The following is a 20,415-nucleotide window of genomic DNA, read 5'->3' on the forward strand; positions in this document are numbered from 1 at the left end:
CCTTCCGACCGCCGCTCCGGTAACGGAACCGCAGGTCAGCACCGGTGCGCCCGCGTTCGCCCGCTCCATCCCGGCCTCCGGTCCGGCTCCCGGAACCCCACCAGACCCGCTCCCTACGGTGTGATCATCAACCCCGCGCCCCGAGGGATCGAACGCCCATGGACGACCTCCTGACCCACCGGCCCACTGCGGCACCACCGACCGCCGAACCGGCCATCTGGTCCCGCAACTTCCGCCACTACTTCACCGCCCGCAGCGCCGGCCTGCTCAGCTGGGCCATGCTGCCGGTCGCGGTCTCGGCCGGCCTGCTCAGCGGCGGATACGGCCTGGACACCGCCGGGTACGCGATGGCCTTCCTGGTCGGCCCGTTCGCCGGTCTGGTGCTGTTCGGCGGCGTGCTCGCCGACCGGTTCACCGCCCGCCGGATGATGATCGCCGCCGACCTCGCCAACCTCACCGCCCATGTGCTGCTCGCCCTGCTCTTCCTGCACGGCATCGACCACCTCTGGCAGCTGTACGCCCTGCTGGTGGTGGCCGGTACCGCCAACGCGATGTTCCAACCGGGCGCCTCCTCGACCGTCCCGCTGGTCTCCCGCGACGTCCAGGGCGCCAACGGCGTGCTGCGCACCTCCGAGGCGCTCACCGGCCTCGGCGGCCCGGCCCTGGCCGGCGTCCTGGTCGGACTCGGGGACACCGCCTGGGTGATGGTCATCTCCGCCGTCGCCTACGGCACCAGCGCCGCCTGCCTGTTCACCCTCCGGCTCGGCACGGTGCCCGCCCCGCCGCCCGGCGGGAGCATCTGGCACAACCTCGCCGTCGGCTGGCGGGAGTTCCGCGCCCGCAGCTGGCTCTGGGGCGTGATCGTGATCTGGATGGTCTTCGCGGTGCTCTCCTGGGGCCCCCAGCTGTCGGTGGCCGCCGGCGTCATCGTCCCCCGGTACGGCGCGACCGCCTTCGGCCTCCTCAACTGCGCCCTCGGCGCGGGCACCGTGGCCGGCGGCCTGCTGGCGATCCGCTACAGGCCCGCCCGCCCGCTCGCCGCCGGAGCCGTGGCGACGCTGGCCTACCCCCTCTACCCGCTCGGCATCGTCCTCGGCTGGCCGGTCTGGCTGCTCGCCGCCGCCCAGGTCGCGGTCGGCGCCGGCATCGGCGTCTGGGGCGTCATGTGGGCCACCAGCGTCCAGACCCAGGTCCCCGGCGAGGTCCTCAACCGCGTCCACGCCTACGAGGTCGCCGGCTCCGTCGGCATGTACCCCCTCGGCAGCGCCCTGGCCGGCCCCGCCACCCACGCCTTCGGCACCGACCGCGTCCTCCTCCTCGGCGCCGCCACCGCCCTCCTCACCGCCACCGCCCTCCTCGCCACCCGCCCCATCCGCACTCTCCCCCGTACCCCACCCCACCCCTGACCCCACTCTGCACAACACAAAAGCCGCAGGTCATCTGACCTGCGGCTTTCGATACTGGAGCGGGCGACGAGAATCGAACTCGCGCTCTAAGCTTGGGAATCTCTTTCGGCCACGCGGGCATAGCCGCAGGTCGCGGGCCGGATGGGCGCCGACAGTGAAGCCTCGAAGCGCTCAGATCCTTGACCGCTGTTGACCGTGGTTTACCACCGTTACCCGCGCGCTAGTCGCGCACGACGCGTTTTGGCCGTTTCGATTCGTCGGCTGGCCACCGCCGTCGGTGCCAACCGAAGCTGCACGATCACCGGCGCGGCAGGCCGGGCTCTCGCCGGCCTGCCGGAGGTCGGTGACCTCGTCCGAGTACATGGTTCGCCGCTACACAGGCGACTCCTGCAGGTCCGATGACGTCGCTACGCAGCTCCACCTCGACGGGCGGGGAGCACTCAGCCTGGACACGGGTGGCGCGAGCGGAGGCGGGGCCGGAATGCTGCGGGGCGGCGGTGGCGATCACCGGCTGGTGGCCAGCCTCGGCCGGACCGACGGCAAGTGCGGCCGTCGCGCGCTCGATCCCGGTCGGGGAGTCCGGCCGGGATCGCGAGAACCAGCCGGACGCCCGGGACATTGCCAGGCCGGTCACCCGGTCGTCGCCCGCCGCGCTGGCGGAAGAACCCGAGTGTCGCCGCCGTACGACTGATCCCAGGGGAAGACCACCCAGTCGTCCTCCAGATCTGTCGGCCACGTGTAACGGCGCACCACTGGTTGTGACACAACGGGAGCGGCTCCACCACGGATGTGTCGGTGAGGCGGCAGGCCAGAGCGCTGGGGTGACGGCGGAGAAGGTGACGCCGGAACCGTCAAACACCGCCAAATCGGCCTTCTGATCCGATTGTCAGAGCCGTCTTTTAGAGTGTCGACGACACGGACCGACGGGACGAGGATGGGGGGTGAGCTCTGCCGTGCGCCAGGAAGTGCTGCGGGCGTTCAGGTTCACCCTCGACCCGACCCCCGGACAGCTCGCCGACCTGAACCGGCACGCCGGCGCAGCCCGGTGGGCGTTCAACTGGGCCTTGGACAAGAAGGTCGCCGCGCACCGCGAGTGGCGCCGTCAGGCGGACGACCTGGTGGCACAGGGCATGGATGAGAAGACGGCCCGCAAGGCCGTGAAGGTCCGCACCCCAAACGCTGCCGAGATCAAGAAGAACCTGAACGCAATCAAGGGCGACTCCCGCAAGGACGGGAACCTGCCCGACGGCTTCCACGGCCCCTTCCTGCCCTGCCCGTGGTGGCATGAGGTGTCGACCTACGCCTTCCAGTCCGCGTTCATCGACGCGGACACCGCGTGGAAGAACTGGATCGACTCCCTGACCGGCCGCCGGGCCGGCCGGGCCGTCGGCTACCCGCGTTTCAAGCGCAAGGGCCGGGCCAAGGACTCCTTCCGTCTGCACCACGACGTGAAGAAGCCCACGATCCGTCTCGACGGCTACCGCCGGCTGCTGCTGCCGCGCCTGGGCTCGATACGCGTCCACGACTCCGGCAAGCGCCTGGCCCGCCTGATCGCCAATGGCGACGCCCAGATCCAGTCCGTGACCGTCTCCCGCGGCGGGCACCGCTGGTACGCCAGCGTGCTGGTCAAGGTCCAGCAGGACATCCCCGACAAGCCCACCCGTCGGCAGACCGAGCGCGGCACCGTCGGCGTCGACTGGGGCGTCAAGACCCTCGCCACCCTCTCCCAGCCGCTCGACCCGGCCGACCCGACCACCGCGTTCGTCGCCAACCCCCGCCACCTCGCGGCCGACGCCCGCCGCCTCACCAAGGCCCAGCGGGCCCTCGCCCGCACACAGCGCGGGTCCAACCGCCGCCGACGAGCCGCCCTTGAGGTCGGCCGCATCCAGCATCAGACCGCCGAACGCCGCGCCACCGGCATGCACCAGCTCACCAAGCGCCTGGCCACCGGCTTCGCGACCGTGGCCGTCGAAGACCTCAACGTGACCGGCATGTCCAGCTCCGCCCGCGGTACCGCCGAAGCTCCCGGCCGCCGCGTCCGCCAGAAGGCCGGCCTCAACCGCGCCGTCCTGGACGCCGCCCCCGGCGAGCTGCGCCGACAGCTCTCCTACAAGACTTCCTGGTACGGCTCCAGCCTCGCGGTCCTCGACCGATGGCACCCGTCCAGCAAGACCTGCTCAGCCTGCGGGACAGTGAAATCCAAGCTGTCCCTGTCCGAGCGGGAGTACCACTGCATCACCTGCGGCCTGACGATCGACCGGGACCTGAACGCGGCCCTGATCATCGCCCGGCACGCCGTCCCTCTGGTAGAGGGGGACGCTAAAGCCCGTAGAAGTCCGGTAAGCCCCGCCGGTGACGGCAGGCACGGACGCGCCGAAAGGCAGACGCGGGAAGGCCCACCACCCGGTGGGTCACCTCGGCGGGAGTAATCCCCCGACAGCCCACACCCACGCGCCAACGACAACTCCACAGAGGCAAAGAAAGCGCAAAGCCGCCACAACGACGCTGCTCACGAAGGGTGCCGTCCAAGCGCGCGAGGGCTGACCGCGACTGGGAGCGGATGCAGGCCGTGCTGGCGGGTGCCGTCCAAGCGCGCGAGGGCTGACCGCAGAAGCTTCCGCCGCCGAGGAGGTTCCGGCCGTGCCGTCCAAGCGCGCGAGGGCTGACCGTCCTGAATTAATCCGCTTCTGCTTCTGCTCTAGTGCCGTCCAAGCGCGCGAGGGCTGACCGCGGGCAGATGATCGCAGCTTCGTCCAGGACGAGTGCCGTCCAAGCGCGCGAGGGCTGACCGGAGGCCGCCGCGCTTCAGCGGGCCGTCGGCATGTGCCGTCCAAGCGCGCGAGGGCTGACCGCAGCTGATCCACCAGGCGATGGGCAACCTTCAGTGCCGTCCAAGCGCGCGAGGGCTGACCGCCGTATCTGTCCTGGCTGGTGAGGGACTGGTGGTGCCGTCCAAGCGCGCGAGGGCTGACCGCGCGTGCTCCGGCCAGCCGTTGCGCAGGAACCGTGCCGTCCAAGCGCGCGAGGGCTGACCGGACACGAACTCGTCGGTGATCGTGCTCGGGGCGTGCCGTCCAAGCGCGCGAGGGCTGACCGATCCCGCGCCCGGTGGTGCGCACGGAGCAGGCGTGCCGTCCAAGCGCGCGAGGGCTGACCGTACTTCAGCCATCACGGAGCCACCACGGGCGGGTGCCGTCCAAGCGCGCGAGGGCTGACCGGTCGCGTCGAAGTTGGCGCGGGCTGTGGGCGCGTGCCGTCCAAGCGCGCGAGGGCTGACCGGAAAAGGTTCACGTACTTCGCTCGCTGCTTGAGTGCCGTCCGGGCGCGCGAAGGCTGATCACGCCCCCGGACGAACCGGAGGTGTTGTCGCTGGTGCCGTCCAAGCGCCCAAATCAAATGGCCTCGCCAAAATTCGGTAATCCACGCCGCCCGGCGTTCCGGAAGGGAGAGTGTGCCGACGACGTCTCGACGCGGTTCGACGGCCTGCTGCTGGGGTGAACAGAACGGCTGTCGGGGAACGCGAAGCACGCCACCCACAACCTGCTGCCCCTGCGCGGCGCGGAGGCCCGCGACCTGCACGTGTGGTCGCAACACCTTGCCGAGGCCGTCACCCTGTTCGGCGACACAGTCGAGGTGGGTTTCGCCTCGCCTGCTCGGCGCCCTCGCCTGTCACGTCGCGGCGAACAGGATGTAGCTGGCGAGGGTAGTCGAGCTGAAAGCGATCAGCTGGCGGGGCTTGAGTGCGCTGAATCCCACGTGCATTGCGATGCCGACCATGATCGCGGCTGTTCTCGTCTGCTCGATCAGCAGGGCGGGCGGAAGCAGAACCTCCAGAGCGATGACGGTGCCCGCCAGCAGCCGCCAGGCGCGGACGCTCTGCTCGGACAGGGTGCCCAGGTGCCGGCGGACAATGCCCGGGATGAAGTGCTCCCCGCTCGGAAGCCGGTCCTTGACCTGAGTGAACACGTGGACCCATTGGGCGAGGTAGAGGCCGGTGCGGAACTGGGTCGAGCGGGCTTTGGACCAGGCGCTTCCCCAGTACAGGTCGGTCGTGACGAGCACGCACAATGCCTGGGGCCAGGTGTTGTGCGTGCTCATCCGGTGTTCGGGCAGGCCGCTGCCGAGGGCGCCGGCGAAGAGCAGGGCGCCGGTCATCAGGATCGCGAAGCGCAGGGTGTTCGGGCTCTTCGCGTAGGCGAGTTCATAAGCGAGCGCGGCGATGACCAGCAGCGCGGAAAGGCGGGGAAGGACGCCGACGGACAGGGCGAGCGCGGCGACGGGACGGGCGGCGAGGACCGGCTTGTAGACGCGCGCGAGGCAGTGGAACCGGCGTTCGCCGATCCGTTTGGTCAGCGCGAAGGCGCTGTAGGTGCCGGGCGCGAAGCGGTTCCAGCCGCCGTGGCCGAGGGCGAGGAGGAAGCGGGCCGTCAGGGCGAGGCCGAGGATGATCCGGAAGTACTGCAACCGGGCCTCGTCGGTCGGGTACTGGAAGCCGGATCGGAGGGCGTCAAAGAACCACACGGCCGTTCCTCACCGTGATGGGCCGCTCGCCGTGGCGGGACAGTACGCGGCCTTCGCCCTGGAGGTCCTCGAAGGTGCCGGTGCTGGAGAGGAATTCGAGGATCAGCGCGAGCTGGGCGGGCGGGACGAAGAAGCTGCCCGGGGGGACGACGTCGTAGATGTTGACGTCCTGCGTCCGTCCGGCCCGGGTGCCGCGCAGGGAGACGATCGTGAACGTTGCGTAGCAGAACATCGTCCAGCTGAGCAGCTGGCCGGTGGGCCGGCGCCAGAATCCTGCGACGGCCATCCAGGCGGCCAGGCCTGCGGTGACGGCGGTCTCGGCGACGGGGATCAGCGCTCCGAAGTGCATGGGTGCCCCTTGGAGTGTCGGTGTTCGGGGGTCTGCCGGCCCCGGCACCCGCGCCGCCTGCCCGCTACGGGCGCGGGGTCAGCGCGTGCAGGAGTGCCGTTCCGGCTTGGTGGGCCGTTCCATCAGCAGGGCGGTCGCCTTGTCCAGGTCGAGGTCGCCGCGCAGGAACTGGACGACGGTCTCGGTGATCGGCATCTCCACGCCGTGGCGGTGGGCGAGGCCGAGGATCGCCTCCGAGGTCTTGACGCCCTCGGAGGTCTGGCTGATCGCGGCGGCCGTCTCGGCGACGGACTGTCCGCGGCCGAGGCGTTCGCCGAAGGAGCGGTTGCGCGACAGCGGGGAGGAGCAGGTGGCGACCAGGTCGCCCATGCCGGCCAGGCCGGAGAAGGTGTGCGGATCGGCGCCGAGGACGTCGCCGAGCCGGGAGGTCTCCGCGAGGCCCCGGGTGATGAGCAGGGACTGTGCGTTGTCGCCGAGCCCCATGCCGACCGCGATGCCCGCCGCGAGGGCGATGACGTTCTTCGCCGCGCCGCCGAGTTCGCAGCCGATGACGTCGCGGTTGGTGTAGGGGCGGAAGTACGGGGTGTGGCAGGCCGCCTGCAGGCGCTGGGCGACCTGTTCGTCGGCGCAGGCGACCACGCTCGCGGCGGGTTGCCGGTTGGCGATCTCCCGGGCCAGGTTGGGCCCGGACACCACCGCGATGCGTTCCGGGCCGACGCCGGCGACCTCGGCGATGACCTCGCTCATCCGCAGCCCGGATTCGAGCTCGATGCCCTTCATGAGGCTCACCAGCACCGTCTGCGGGCCGATCAGCGGTGCCCACGCGGTGAGGCTGGCACGCATGGCCTGCGCCGGCACCGACACCACCACGAAGTCCGCGCCGGTCAGGGCCTGCTCGACGTCGGTGGTGGCCCGCAGTTGCTCGGGCAGGTCGATGCCCGGCAGGTAGTCGGGGTTCTGGTGGCGCTCGTTGATGGCGTCGGCGATCTCGGCGCGCCGGGCGTGGAGGGTGACGTCGGTACCGGCGTCGGCGAGCACGGATGCGAAAACGGTGCCCCAGGAGCCCGCCGAGAGCACGGCCGCCGTCGTCATCCTCGGTCCCCTCGCAGGTGGTTGCTTCGTGTCCCGGCTGAGCGGGGTGGGGGCAGCCTACCGGCTGCGGGTCGGCGGCCGTCTCAGGGTGATGGCGACGGCCCGGCGGCCGTCCAGCGTGGGCAGGGTCCTGGCCGCCTCGGCGAGCATGTTCTCGGCCTGGGCGTCGCCGAGCGCCCGGCGGATCTCGTCCTCGTGGTCCTGCCACAGCCGGTAGAGGCGGGCCCACATCCGGGGTTCGTGGCGCCGCTCCTCGATGTGGTCGACGACGAGTCCGGCGCGCTGGACCTGATCGGTCCAGTCGGGTTCGGCCTCGCGCCGCAGCGCGCGGGTGAGGACGGCGCGCCCGCCCGGGTGAAGGACGCGGTGGAGTTCGGCGAGCGCGCCGGAGCGGTCGGTGGCGCGGCTGAAGGCGTCGATGCAGATGACCGCGTGGGCGTGGGCGTCGGGCAGGCCGGTGGCTTCCAGGGTGGCGACGGTGAAGCGGGCGCGGTCGGGTGCGACGAAGGCCTCGCGGCGGGCGGTGGCGAGGGTGATCGCCGTGTCGGAGATGTCGATGCCGGTCAGGCGGGCTGTCATCGCGCGGGCCAGCCACAGGCCGGCGCCGCCGGTTCCACACGCGAGGTCGACAAGGTGCTGTCCCGGTTGCAGACGCAGCCGGTTGACCATGGTCGCCACCAGCGGCCAGTCGCAGGAGCTGGTCGGGGCGATCTCGGCGGGGTAGGCGTCGCCCATCGCGAGCGCGTAGAGCCGTGCCACCAGGTCGGTGCCCGTCCGGGCGGAGTGCAGGGCGTTGTAGCCGCGCTGGAGCGCGGCTTCGCCGGGCGAGAGGGTGGGCGGGGGTGCGGGCACGGCGGTGTCTCCTCGGGGCGCGGGGGGATGTCAGCGGGGGACGGAGCGGCGGATGCGCGAGCGGGTGCCCGGGGCGAGTACCTTCACTGCGGCGAACGGCTCGTCGGGCGCCGAGAGGTCGAGGCGCACCGGCTGGTGACCGGTGACGCGGGTGATGCGCTCGGCGAGCAGGTCGACCTGGTCGGCGAAGGTGCCTGCCGCCGGCTCGCAGGGGGCGGTCAGGGCGGTCCAGTCGGACAGCTCACCCGCCAGGGCGGGGCGGGGAGGTTCGGTGTCGAAGGCCGGTTCGTGGCCGGGCAGGTCGTCGCGGGTGCCGGCGATGCAGGTCAGCCTGGACTGGGCTGCCTCGGTCAGGGCCCGCGAGAGCGCGATGCGCGGATCGGTGTGGCAGCCGGCCCCGGCGAATGTGAGCGGGTAATCCTCCGTCCATAGGTAGGCCAGGCACACCGGCACGGCGTAGGCGTTGGCGACGAACACCAGCTCCAGGGCCGCGTGCGCGGCGAGCATCCGGTCGATCAACGACCGGCAGTACGGGTCCTCGACGGAGGCCGGGTCGACGAGCGTGCGCCGACCGCCGGCCTCGATCTCGTCGGCGAACAGGGCGTCGCGCTCCACCACCTCGAACAGCGCGTGCAGTGTCGCCTCGTGGCGGGTGTTGCCACAGGCCAGCCCGTTGCTGGTCGCCCGGAACAGATCGGGCTCCCAATCCGGCCGACGCGCTCTCCTGCGGATCAGGTCAAGCGGCACCGCCACCGTGCTTCCCGAGCCCAGGGCGGTGCCCGTCGTCCAGTCCAACGGCACCCGGTCGAGCCCCGGGTGCCGCAGTCGGGGCGCCAGCTCCGCGAGGTCGTAGGGCGGGTCCACCTCGCGGGCCGGACCGTGCAGAACGACCGGCATCGGCTGCTCAACATGCCACAGCTCGATCGCCTCCATCACGGCGGAGATCCGGGCCAGCGTGTCGGTGGCGCCCTTGCCCTGCGACGCGGACAACGTCTGCGCGGCCGGCCGGATCGCCGTCCACACGGGCAGTTGCAGGTAGTCCAGGCCGGTCAGCCGCGCCACCCGGGTGATCCCGAACCGGGGCAGCCGCGCGGCCAGCAGGGCCCATGTCTCCTGCGGCGCCCGGGCCCGCACCGTGCCCTCCAGGTCGATCCGGTCAGCGGGCATCGGCCGCCTCCACGGGACGGGCCGCTCGCGCGTCGGCGAGGAACCCGAGCAGGAACGTCTTCAGCGCCTCGACGGCGTGCTGCCCGCTGCCAAGACCCCGGGAGAGCGCCTCGCCGTCCAGCTGCGCGGCGTCGGCCTTCCAGAGCTGGAGCAGCACCCGGCGGGCTGCGGCGTCCACCACGGCCTCCGGACGGAAGCCTGGGTGGGTGCGGGCCACCTCGGCGTTGCGGGCCGCGTAGCGGACGATCGTGGCCCGGTCGGCAGCTGTCTCACCGGCCAGCAGCAGCCCCACCGTCTGCCGGTCGGTCAGATCGAGCACCGGGCGAAACACCGCGTACACCGGCGGCGCCCCGTCGCCGTCGCCCCCCAGGCGGGCCATCCGCTCGGCGAGCGGCACCCCCTGCCCGTCGCCGGGCCGCTGCGAGTGGTGCTCCAGGAAGGCCGCCCACCGCGTCGCGAAGTCCGAGTCGAACAGCTGCTGGTAGGCGAGGCGGTCTACGGTGGCCAGGGTGAGAGCGCCGACGTCCTCGGCCACGGTCTCGTTCACCCAACGGCGGTGGTAGCCCGTGTCCCACGCCCCGGCCGGTACCCGCCCGGGAGCCGGCGGGAGAGCGCCGGAGACGGCCGCGCCGATGGCCTCCAGTGCGTCGAGCCGCTTCAGGTCTCCAAAGTACGGGTCGTCGGCCCGCCGGTCCCGCAGCCAGTCGGCGAGGTGCGTGGCGCCCTCGCGCCGCAGCACCGCCAGCACCGCCGCCGTCGATCGCTGCGGATAGTACACCGCCCGCAGCGGCTCCAGCAGCCCCGCGCAGGTCCGCGCGTCGGCGGCCCCCTCCTCCCGGGCGATCCGCAGGACGTGACGCAGGTTCACCAGCGGCCAGGTCAGCGCCCGCTGCCGACCGCCCGGCTCCTGGCCGACGGCGACCTCGTCGTCCCCGTCGATCTCGCCGTTCACGTAGGCGCGGAAGACGGCCCCGACCCCGGCCATCCCGAACGGCTGCAACTCCGCCGCCCGCAACGCTCCGATGCTGGCGGCTCCCACTACCGACACCCCGCGGCCCATCGCGGCCAGGATCTCCTTGTGCCGCAGAGCCGGCGTCTGGTGGTACAGCCCGTCGATGATCACCACGGTGTCCCCGTCCCCAATGGCCGCATCGCGCAGATCCCCGTGCCGGACAGGGGGACGTACGCAGACCGATGGCGCTTCCACCATAAGGTCGGCCTGATCAAGAGTCGGCCCGACAAATGCGTGAATCAATTTCCGAAACCCTCCATTCCGGAAAGGGCGGAAGTACTCCTTCATCGGCGATATCAAGGGGTGAGTTCCCTCAACCACGAACACAGAGCACTCCCGCCCGATCGGCCCCGGGGCAACGGACGCCCCAGCATCCGTTGCCCCGGGCAGCGCCGAAGCGCGGACGCAGGCGTGAGGACTACTCCTCGTTCTCGACATCCTCGATGCGCACGACGCCCGAGGCGTCGATGACCTGCTCGTCCTCCACGCTGAACACCGCTCCGGCGGCGAGCTGGGACTTCGACTGACCCATGATCAGCTCCCTCTCAGGTGAGACTCTGGTGGCCGTCTGGCCCACCGACGGGAAAACTACGCGCCGCCCGATCGGCCCGGGAAGTGCACGCCGCTATGCAACCGGCTATGCACGCACAAAAGCGCTGGCCCGCCTTCGTGAGGCCGGGCGAAAATCTCTCCAAATCACCGGCGGGGATGGCGCGGTCTATGCGAGGGTCATTCCCACGTACGGGGAAGGGAGATCCATGGTCACAGCCGGCGCCGAATTCGGTCAGGTCATCTGGAACCGCCGCCTGGAACTCGGCTGGAGCAGGCCGCAGCTCGCCTCGAAGCTGAACACCCGAGCGGGCCTGACCACCTGCGACGGCGCGCTGATCTACAAGTGGGAGACCGGCCGCCACGCGCCCAAGGCATGGCTCCCGCACATCCTGCACGTCCTGACGATCCCCGCCGACGCGGCAGCGCTCCTGCACCCGGCCACCGCCAGAACCGCCCCGGCACATACCTGCGAGAACCCTCTGATCGGCCTGCCGGAGGCTGTCTTCGACCGGCCCCAGGCGGATACGCTGCTGGCCATGCTGGACGTCTCAGGCCCGGTGGAACCCGACACCGTCGGACAGCTCGCGCACGCCTGGCTGATCAGCGAGCCGCCGCAGATCCTTCACCAGCGCGCCGGCCGCCGCGTCGGCGACTCCCTCATCGCCGAAGTCCGCACGCGCACCAACACCCTGCGCAGAATGGACGACTACCTCGGCGGCCTCGACTTGATCGCCCAGGTCACCCAGGAGCTTCGCGCGACCGTCCACCTGCTGCGCGAAGCCTCCTACACCGAGCAGACCGGTCGCCTGCTCCTCGAACTCGCCGCTGAGCAGGCCCAGCTCGTCGGCTGGGTCGCCGCCGACGCCGGGCTGAACCAGCAGGCCCAGCGCGCCTACACGGTCGGGGTCCACGCCGCCGAGGCCGCCGGCCATCATGGCCTCGGCGGGCTGAACCTCGGCGGACTCGGATACCTGCTGGCCTCCGCCGGTAACCCCGAATACGGCGTCGTCCTGACCCGCTCGGCGGCCGTCGGCGCCGCGCCGTACGCCAGCGCCCGCGAACTCGCGATGATCTGGGACCGGGCCGCCTGGGCGGCCTCCCTGGCCGGCCGCGAACGCGAAGCCGCCGCCGCCCTCGGCCGTGTCGAGGACGCCCACGACGCCCACCAGCCGGACGCCCGGGAGGAACCGGACTGGCTGTACTGGGTGTCCAGGGCCGAATCCCTGGTGATGCAGGGGCGGGTCTGGACCGAACTCCGCCGCCCCCTGCGCGCGGTCCCGATCCTGCAAACGGTCATCAGCGGCTACGACCACGAACACGCCCGGGAGACCGCGCTCTACCGCTCCTGGCTCGCCGCAGCCCTCCTCGACGCCGGCGAGGTCGAGGAAGCCGCAGCCGAGACCACCCGGGTGATCGGCCTGTCCGCGGGCGTGACCTCCGACCGGGTCGCCAAACGGATCACCCTGCTCGCCGGACGCCTGACCCCGTACGCGCACGTACCCGCAGCCCAGGAGGCTCTGGACAGAGTGCGGGAACAGCGGTGACAGGGCCCATCAACAGGTGGGCCTGGCCGTAGCAGGCCTGCTCAGCACTGCCACTCGTACCGCCCCGTCCTCGTCGCCCCACCGGGCCGCGTCGACGCGGCCGTCCGGCAGGTCGTCGAATTCGTAGCAAGGATCCTGCCGCTGTTCGAATGGGGCGATCAAGCCGATTCGTAATCTGGCGGTTCCCGGCGAGCCCCGCTCTTTTCGATTCCCCGGCCACACCGGACCGCCTCGATGGCAGAGCGGCTGGCTTCGGGGTCTTGCCGCCGTCAGCCGCCGGCCAGGTCGTCGATGATCTCTTCGGTGGTGTCGAGCGCGGTCTCCAGTTCTTCGCGCAGCGGGGCGGGGAGGGTGCCTTCGCCGAGCCCGCACGCGGTGATCTGCCGGGCCAGCCGGTCGTGTTGGTGCGCACTGAGGAGGCTGGTGCAGCCGGAGTGGGCGAGCAGGTCGCGGGCGGTGTAACCGTCGGGCCGGGCGAGGGTGCGGTCGATCAGTTCGACGGCGACGGGATGGGTCTGCGGCGTGTCGATCCCGCCGGCCGCATCGATGGCGGACAGTGCGAGGCGGGTGGTGAACACGTCGACGCCGGGGTGGGCGAGGTCCAGGTTGCGGTAGCGGGCCAGGAGCCGGGCCCGGTCGCGGTCGTGGTCGGTGCACAGCAGGGCCAGGCAGGTGGTGACGGCGTTCTCGGACGGGTCGCCGGGGACGGTGTGGTCGAGGAGGTCGAGCGCGCCCGCGGTGTCGTGGGCAACGAGGCGGGCGATGACGGCGACCTGGCGGCCGTCGAGCATCCGGCGGCCGATGCCCTTGTACCCGGCCAGTCGGTCCCTCGCCTCCTCCCAGCGGCCGGCGGAGGCGAGGGCGCGGGCGCCGGTGGCGAGCATGACCGCCCACAGCCAGCGGCGCACCTCCCGGTGGGCCTGGTCGCAGTCGGTGAGGTCGGCGGGGATCTCGATGCCGTCGACCACCGCGGCGGTGCGCGTGGCCACGGCGGTGTACAGGGTGTCGATGAGGTGGAAGGCCTGTTCGCCCTCGCCTTCGCGGATGTGCAGGCGGGCGAGGTTGGTGAGCGGTTCCAGGGCGTGGCGGGCGCCCTGCGCTCCCAGTGGGTGGGAGCGCAGGTACGCGTTCGCCTGGCGGTGGCACCAGGTACGTGCCAGGCCGGGCAGACCCGCGTCGGAGGCCAGCAGTGCCGCCCGGTTGTGCACGAGCGCGGCCTCGGCGAGGTCGCGCTCGTGCCCGGCCTTGCGGGCCCGGACGGCAAGGTCCGCGACGCGCCGCTCCAGCGGGGTGCAGGCGGGGCGGGTCCGGGCGACGAGGGGGAAGCGGCGGGCGAGGGGTCCGACGGGGTCCACGGTTGCTACTCCCAGGTGACGGTCATCGAGGTGGACGGGCGCTCCAGGACGAAGCGCCCCCGGGCGGGGTCGGCATCCGGCACGGCGGCCGGGATGGCGAAGTGCACGGTGCGCTCGCGGAAGCCGGCGTCCCACGCGGTGATCTCGGCCGCAACCGCCTCTGCAAGGGCCTGGCCGCCCGGGCCGTGGCCGACGACGCCGACCTCGAAGCGGCGAGTGCCGTCGCCTCCGTCCTCGACGCGCCGGATGGTGAGGTAGGCGAGGGCGCCGCCGGCGACGGTGGTGGCCATGGCGGAGGCCGGGAACATCGGTGTCACGAGGCCGGCGTCCTTGGCCCCCGGCTGGACGTTCATCCGCATGATGGGGTTCGGCAGGCGGCAGGCCAGCCACAGGTCCAGCCACTCGAACGACTCCTGCGGCACGAACACCACGCCGGTCCACGCCTCGCTGCGCACGGTGTCCAGGACGCCGGCCAGGGCGGCCGGGTCGGTGGTGTCCAGGTTGTCGCGGTGGGCCTGCAGGGTGACCTGGCCGTCGCCGGTCAGGTCGACGATGCGCCGGGCGTCGTCGCCGATTCCGCGCAGCGGCATGAAGACCGCCATCTCGCTGCCGATCCCGTTCCATCCGCCGTGGCCGTCCGCCTCGAAGGCGATGCTGCGGGAGGCGGCGCCGGAGAGGCGGACGGGGACGACCAGGCGCCCGCCGGGGGCGAGCTGCTCCAGCCAGGGGCGGGGGACCTCGTGGGCGCCGACGGTGGCGATCACCCGGTCGAAGGGCGCGCCGTCCGGGTGGCCGAGGGCGCCGTCGGCGAGGACCACGTCCACGTTCGTGACTCCCGCGCTCGCCAGGTGCTTGCGGGCGTCGTCGACGAGGTCCTGGTCGACGTCGACGGCGGTGACACGGCCTTCCTCGCCGGCCAGGGCGCCGATCAGGGCTGCGTTGTAGCCGGTTCCCGCCCCCAGTTCCAGCACCCTGTCGCCGGGCTGGATCCCCAGCTGCTCCAGCATCATCGCGACGATCGTCGGCTGGGAGGCGGCGCTGACCGAGGCGCCGGTGGCGTCGGTCTTCGTGTACACCGCGTCGTCGGCGTACGCCTGCGCGAGGGGGACGCCGGGGACGAACAGGTGGCGCGCAACGGTGCGGATCGCGGCCTCGATGGCGGGTGTGCGGACGGTGTTCTTGGCGGTGAGGCTGTCGGCGAGCTTGTTGCGCAGCTCGTCGGCGGAGGGGGCGTCGCTGGTGGTAGTCGTCATATCGCGGACCTTAGTGATGGAGGGATGGGACACGGCGGGATCCGGCCGTTCGGGGTGGTGGAAGACGGTGTCGACCGCGAGGGCGGCGAGGGCGGCCTGATCCGTGCTGGACAGGCCAGCGCGGTTGGCGTGGAAGATGAAGTGGTGGGCCAGGACGGAGCGAAGGCCGCGCTCCAGCTGTCCGTGGCGGGCGAGAGCGGCCAGCCGTTGGCCGGTGGTCTCGAAGGCGACCATCCACAGCGGTGGGAGCAGGTCGGGAACGCCGGTGGGATCGACCGTCATGAGCCGTCGGATCGCCCGGTCGTGTGTGTCGCTCCTCCCGGCGGGGGCGGCGGCCCGGGGGCGCAAGGCGGCGACCTGGTGCCAGGTGTCGCCCTGCTCGAACCAGTCCAGGCCGGCGGCCCGCAGCATCGCGCTGAACAGCAGCACCGTCTGCTCCCGCCGGCCGAGGGCGGGCGGGTGGTCGGCTGCGGCGCGGGCGAGCAGTTGCCTGCTGTCGTGGTGAAAGAGGGCGTGGGCGGCTTCCATGGCGGCGTCGCCGCCGAAGGCGAGCGTCTCGGGCTCGTAGATCCCCGGCGTCCAGCCGGCGGCGAGAGCGGTGAGCAGACGGGGCACGAGGTCCGGTTCGGGGTCTGCGGCCCGGTAGCGCAGGCGCAGGCCCGGGGGCTTGCGGATGAACCACCAGTTGTCGAGCAGTCCTTCGTCCTGGGCACGGTTGAGGGCGGGGGCCAGTTCGAGGGCGGCGGTGCGCTCGGCGGCGGCCGGGTCGGTGAACTCGATGCCGTACTGGCGCCACTGGGGGTCGGGTGGCATGCGGGGTGCTCCTGTCGTCGGTGGCGGGGCGGGTCGTCAGGCGATGAGGAGCCGGGTGTCCCACCGGGTGGCGGGCTGCTTGCCCGACAGGGTGGTGAGGGCGGCCAGGGCTGTTCCGGTGCTGCCTTCGAGCAGCCCGGGCCCGTCGGAGGGGTCCGGCGCCGGGGCGAGGGCGAGGAGTTCGGCGGCGAGGGCGCGCAGTCGGCCTGCTGCGGGCTCCTCGGCGTCGTCCGCGGCGAGGGCGGCGATGCGGGCCAGCCCGGTGTGGCCGTGGCACAGGGAGGAGTCGACCGTCCGGGCGCGTTGGGCGGGATCTGTGAGGGCGGTGAGCAGGGCGTGTTCGGCGAGGCGCCGGCGGTCCGGGTCGCCGGTGGCGAGGGCGGCGAGCTGCTGGGCGCGGGCGGTCCCGGCGGTGCCGTAGCACCAGGACGGGCGGCGGGTTGCCCCGCTGCGTTCCACGGCCGCGGGCGGGCCGTCGAGTTCGGCGAGGGTGACCATGTAGGGCCAGGCCGAGCCTGCCAGGGTGTCGATCCGCCACCGATCCAGCCACCGGCACCATGCATCGACAGCGTCGAGCTGGCCAGGCACGGTGACACCACGCAGCGCGGCGAGCGAGGCCAGGGCGATCGGGCCTGCGAGGCCGTGCCCCATGCCGAAGTTGCCGTGCCCGCCCGGGAACTCGGGGTCGGGCAGGCCCGCGGGTCCGGTCGGTGTCCACCAGCCCGGGACCGTCCGGCCACCGGGACCGGCGAGCGGCTTGGCCAGGCGGACGAGGGCGACGAGGACCTGCCGCAGGGCGTCGCCGTCCGGGTCGGTGTGCAGCAGGTGCGCGCCGATCCCGGCCAGGCCGCGGATCGCGTCGAACTCCGCCAGCTCGGGCAGTTGCCCGGATTCGGCGCGCGCGAGCGCGGCCGAGGCCCTGCGGCGGCCCTCGGAGGCGACGGCCGCCTCCAGAGCCGCGAGGGGACGCCCGTAGGTGCCGGGGCGTGCGGTATCCGCGGCGGCGAGGGCGAACGCCACGGCCGGCGCGCCGTACAGCAGGCCGGTGCTCACGCCGGTGGTCACGGGCCCGGTGGTGACGGCGGCCAGCCAGGCGTGCACGCGGTCGAACGGTCGCAGACCGGCGGCGGCCAGTTCTGCGTGGAGCAGCGCGACGCCCGGGGCGCCGTGGGCCAGCGACTGGCGCCACCACGGCGTGCCGCTGGGCAGGTTCGGTGCGGCGGGGTCGGCGAGCCGGTCGGCCACGTCGAGGGCCTGGTCGGGGTTCACCGGTCGTCTCCTACGCGGGTGGTGTGGGCAAGGGCGGCGGCCCGGGCCAGGTACAGGCACACGGCCTTGTCCTTCGGGTCGATGCCGATCGCCCGCAGGAAGTGGGTGTGCAGCACGGCGCCGAGCGCGGCGTGGGGGTCGACGCCGTGCCCGAAGGGGCCGTCCAGGTAGGCGCGGTAGTCGGTGATCGCCCATGTGCGGTCGGCCCAGCGGTCCACGATCGCGCTGCCGCCCGGGACGCGGCGCAGGGCGGCGAAGTCCGCGTGCGGATCGGCCATTTGTTGAGCGGACCGCAGCAGCGACCGGGGCACGGGCTGCGGAGCGGTGGGCGGTACGTGGTTGATGAGCCAGCGGGTTCCGGCGGCGGTACTGCCTGTGAAGGCGGCGGTGATCGCGGTGAAGTTCGCGGCGACCAGCACCTGGCGTTCGATACCGGTGGCCTGGCGCAGCTGGTCGAGAACGAGGCGGGAGTCGGCGGCCTGCAGGTAGTGCGCCGACGCCCACGCCGCGCTCGCGCCCCACCGGCCGGTGTCCGGCCAGGAGGTGGAGTGGACAACCTCCCGCAGCAGGCCCTGTCGGCGCAGTTCGTCGGCCCACACCCCGATTCGGTCGGCGGTCGCCCCGAACGCTCCCGCGTTCGGCAGGGCGATCCGCAGCCGCAGGCAGTCGCCCTGGCTGTCGCGAAAGCGCACGAACCACCATGTCGTCCCAGTGCCCGAGCGGCCGAGGAGGCGGGGCAGGTGCTCGGTGAGGACGGTGTCCTGGCGCCCGGCGTGACCGTAGAGGGAGGCGAGCATGATCGTCGAGGCGCCCGGCGAGTGGCCGTGCACGCCAGGGTGGACGACCTGCTCGACGCGCGGCCGGGCGGGCTTGCGGCCGGCCGCGGGTCGGTGCGAGGTGAGGGGGACGACGATCTCGTGGGCCCGGCCGCCGCACCACCCGGCGCTTCCGCCTGCGGGTGCCTCCTCCAGGACTGCGAGCGGCCCGCGGCGCAGGTGGTCGTGCAGCAGCGCCCGGTCTCCGGCCGCGTCGAGGTCCAGCGGCAGGCGCCGGTCACCGTCGACGAGGAGCAGCCTGCCCGGGGCCCGCCGCCGTCCGCGCCAGGATTCCAGCTGCTTGCACCACTCGTCGAAGTCTGCTCCGGAGGAGGCGAGGTCGGTGCGGTTCAGGCGCCAGGTGGCCGGGGCGAGGACAGTGCGTCCGGCGCGCACGCGCGGCAGGAACGGCAGCGTCCGGGCCGTGCCCCAGTCGAAGTCGGTGACCTGGGCGGTGTGGGCGTGCGACAGCTCGGTGATCAGCCGGGCGAGCGGTGGGGTGTGCCTGTGCGGGTTCAGGGCGTGCAGCGGCCACGCCTCGACGCGGACGCCCCGGCCGGGGGCCGCCAGGTACAGGCCCACGCTGTCGCAGCCCATCGCGAGGTCGGCCGCGGTGAGCACGTCGGCGCCGGGGTCGTGGTGCTCGGCCAGGCTGATCACCGCGGGCAGGGTCCGTAGCGCGCGGGCGACGTGCGCGGTGGCCGGGTCCAGTGGAGGGAACGACAGCTGGGCGCACAGCGTCCCGGGGTCCGTCTCCCCTGTGATGCCCGCGGTCAGAGCCTCGCGGTCGGCGGGGTCGAGGAGGTGGAGGAAACGTCCGGTGACGGTGGCCGGTGCGCGGGAGACGGAGGTGACCGCGAGACGGAAGTCCCCGCGGTCCAGGGCCTGCGGGCTCGTGGCGTCCACGCGGGCGCACAGCTCCACCCCGCGCGGCAGCCTGACCGGCCCGGGGCCGGACTGCTCCAGGTCGGTGATCAGCCGCTCGTCCAGGACCACCTCCGTGCGGCCCTCCAGCGCCGCCTCCTGGGCGAGGGCGAGCAGCAGTTCGTTGCGACGGGACCGGCGCCCGGGCGCCGGTCCGTCGGTGGTACCGGGATAGCCGGCGGGCCAGCCGATACCGCTGTCGGCCACGACCTCCAGCAGGGGCACCAGCGCGCCGCTGCCGAACCGGCAGTAGAACCGCTGGTGGTAGTCGGCCCACACTCTGCTGCCGTACGGGGCGGGACTGAGGCGGGCGAGCAAGTGGGCGGCGCGCTCGGCTTCCTGGGCGACCGCGTTCGGCAGGACGGCCCGCACGTCGAGCCGCAGGTCCACGGCCACCGGGTGGCGCCGGACCTCGGCGAGCCCCGGCATCGCGGAAGCGGCCTGCTCGCGCAGCGGCCCGCTCCGGCCTGCGGGCAGCCGCTGGTGGGAGTCCAGCAGGCCGCTGATCCGGGTGAGTGCCGCGACGAGTTCGGGGTCGGCACGGGTGGCCGGCTTCAGGGCTCGCAGCATGTGGGCCAGTGCGTCGGGTTCGGTGCTTGGGGCGCGCAGACCGGTCACGAGCGCGCCGCGGGCGACGAGTTCGGCGAGCATGGCCTCGATCTTGGGGACGGGGGCGTCCGGGAGATCGGCGCCGACCTCGCCCACCAGGTCGGCGAAGCCGATCGGCGTCTTCGCCGAGGCCAGCGCGGCCCGGACGGGAGCGGTCAGACGGATCGACACCTCCACCGCGCCGGTGCCCTGCCCGGTACGGTGCGGTTGGTAGGGGACTATCAACCGGTCGCCGCGCACCGTGAGCGTGGAATTCGCGACCACAGTCAGGGCCTGCAGCACGGCAGGATCGCACTCCAGACGGTCGACGACCTGGGCAAGCCAGTGCGCGTCCGCCCGTGCGACAGCCCGGTCATCGGGGCCCCACACAACTTGGGTTCGTTCTCCGAAGCGGGCAGCGGCGACTCCCGCGAACAGCCCGCTCGGGGTGGCGCGCCCAGTCAGCCGCGCCAGGTAGCGTGCCGTGGACAGACCAGCACGGCGAAGCGCCCGCTCCCCGGGTTCGCCGACGGCAAGCAGGGCCTGGACCTGGCGCCGCAGATCGGGGCTTGCGTGGCCGAGCGCGTCGGCCACCGCCTCGATCGTCCACACCCCGCGCAGCCAGGCCCGCCATGCTTCGCAGGCGGCCGGACCGCTGCGCAAGGGGTCGGGCCGGGGAGGGAGTTCCAGTGGTCCGTGGGCTGCGGCGCGCAGCAGCAGGGTCTGCGACGCGGTGCGGAATCCCGCTGTGGCGGCCTGGGCCGATGGCACCTGGGTCCTCCTCGGTGACGATGTGGGCGGTCGGGGCCGGGGGGGGGGGGGGGGGCGCGGGGGGGGGGGGGGGGCGGGGCGCCCCCCCCCCCCCCCCGCCGGCTACGGGTATAGAAAATAGAAGGAGAGGTA

The 20,415-nt window shown here is 72.8% G+C and carries 13 protein-coding genes and 1 CRISPR repeat array; of the genes, 3 read left to right on the top strand and 10 right to left on the bottom strand.

The window, feature by feature from the left end:
• Positions 1-158: 158 nt before the first annotated feature.
• Together ACFVUH_RS07965 and tnpB are read left to right on the top strand one after the other, a co-directional pair.
• Positions 159-1,406, top strand: a complete 1,248-nt coding sequence (locus tag ACFVUH_RS07965) for an MFS transporter (RefSeq protein WP_387911876.1) — start codon at positions 159-161, stop codon at positions 1,404-1,406.
• A gap of 941 nt (positions 1,407-2,347) precedes the next feature.
• Complete coding sequence (tnpB, locus tag ACFVUH_RS07970) at positions 2,348-3,835, top strand: IS607 family element RNA-guided endonuclease TnpB (protein ID WP_387911878.1); 1,488 nt, start codon at positions 2,348-2,350, stop codon at positions 3,833-3,835.
• A gap of 89 nt (positions 3,836-3,924) precedes the next feature.
• Positions 3,925-4,746: direct repeats of the CRISPR family, unit length 29 nt; unit sequence GTGCCGTCCAAGCGCGCGAGGGCTGACCG.
• 329 nt (positions 4,747-5,075) lie between these two features.
• On the opposite strand, the gene ACFVUH_RS07975 is transcribed toward tnpB, so the two are convergent.
• The 6 genes from ACFVUH_RS07975 to ACFVUH_RS08000 form a co-directional block, all read right to left on the bottom strand.
• A complete protein-coding gene (locus tag ACFVUH_RS07975; protein WP_387911880.1) occupies positions 5,076-5,927 on the bottom strand; it encodes a hypothetical protein in 852 nt (283 codons plus the stop codon).
• Entirely contained in the window at positions 5,914-6,276 is a 363-nt protein-coding gene (locus ACFVUH_RS07980) for a hypothetical protein (protein WP_387911881.1), read from the bottom strand. The genes ACFVUH_RS07975 and ACFVUH_RS07980 overlap by 14 nt, the downstream gene beginning before the upstream one ends.
• Before the next feature lie 78 nt (positions 6,277-6,354).
• Positions 6,355-7,368, bottom strand: coding sequence for an NAD(P)H-dependent glycerol-3-phosphate dehydrogenase (locus tag ACFVUH_RS07985; RefSeq protein WP_387911883.1), 1,014 nt, complete (start codon positions 7,366-7,368; stop codon positions 6,355-6,357).
• A 57-nt stretch (positions 7,369-7,425) separates the two neighbouring features.
• The gene (locus ACFVUH_RS07990) at positions 7,426-8,220 is read right to left on the bottom strand and encodes a class I SAM-dependent methyltransferase (RefSeq protein WP_387911884.1); all 795 of its coding nucleotides are present in this window, start codon (positions 8,218-8,220) and stop codon (positions 7,426-7,428) included.
• A 30-nt stretch (positions 8,221-8,250) separates the two neighbouring features.
• A complete protein-coding gene (locus ACFVUH_RS07995) occupies positions 8,251-9,387 on the bottom strand; it encodes a YcaO-like family protein (protein WP_387911885.1) in 1,137 nt (378 codons plus the stop codon).
• Positions 9,377-10,513 (bottom strand): TfuA-like protein, encoded by a 1,137-nt coding sequence (locus tag ACFVUH_RS08000; protein ID WP_387911887.1) that lies wholly within the window; start codon positions 10,511-10,513, stop codon positions 9,377-9,379. Before ACFVUH_RS08000 ends, ACFVUH_RS07995 begins: the two co-directional genes overlap by 11 nt.
• A 644-nt stretch (positions 10,514-11,157) precedes the next feature.
• Here ACFVUH_RS08000 and ACFVUH_RS08005 point away from each other — a divergent pair.
• Positions 11,158-12,495 carry a hypothetical protein gene (locus ACFVUH_RS08005; RefSeq protein WP_387911889.1) on the top strand — a complete coding sequence of 446 codons (1,338 nt, stop codon included), beginning with the start codon at positions 11,158-11,160 and terminating at the stop codon, positions 12,493-12,495.
• A gap of 269 nt (positions 12,496-12,764) precedes the next feature.
• On the opposite strand, the gene ACFVUH_RS08010 is transcribed toward ACFVUH_RS08005, so the two are convergent.
• The 4 genes from ACFVUH_RS08010 to ACFVUH_RS08025 are packed head-to-tail and all read right to left on the bottom strand — an operon-like array spanning position 12,765 to position 20,283.
• Positions 12,765-13,850 carry a hypothetical protein gene (locus ACFVUH_RS08010; RefSeq protein ID WP_387911891.1) on the bottom strand — a complete coding sequence of 362 codons (1,086 nt, stop codon included), beginning with the start codon at positions 13,848-13,850 and terminating at the stop codon, positions 12,765-12,767.
• A gap of 5 nt (positions 13,851-13,855) precedes the next feature.
• On the bottom strand, positions 13,856-15,916 hold the full coding sequence (gene fxlM / locus ACFVUH_RS08015) for a methyltransferase, FxLD system (protein WP_387911892.1): 2,061 nt from the start codon (positions 15,914-15,916) through the stop codon (positions 13,856-13,858).
• 36 nt (positions 15,917-15,952) lie between these two features.
• Positions 15,953-17,185: a lanthionine synthetase LanC family protein gene (locus ACFVUH_RS08020; RefSeq protein ID WP_387911893.1), complete on the bottom strand. Its 1,233-nt coding sequence runs from the start codon at positions 17,183-17,185 to the stop codon at positions 15,953-15,955.
• Positions 17,182-20,283, bottom strand: coding sequence for a lantibiotic dehydratase (locus ACFVUH_RS08025; RefSeq protein ID WP_387911894.1), 3,102 nt, complete (start codon positions 20,281-20,283; stop codon positions 17,182-17,184). Before ACFVUH_RS08025 ends, ACFVUH_RS08020 begins: the two co-directional genes overlap by 4 nt.
• Positions 20,284-20,415 lie beyond the last annotated feature (132 nt).

It is taken from the genome of Kitasatospora sp. NPDC058032 (assembly GCF_042885845.1).
Classification (GTDB): Bacteria; Actinomycetota; Actinomycetes; order Streptomycetales; family Streptomycetaceae; genus Kitasatospora.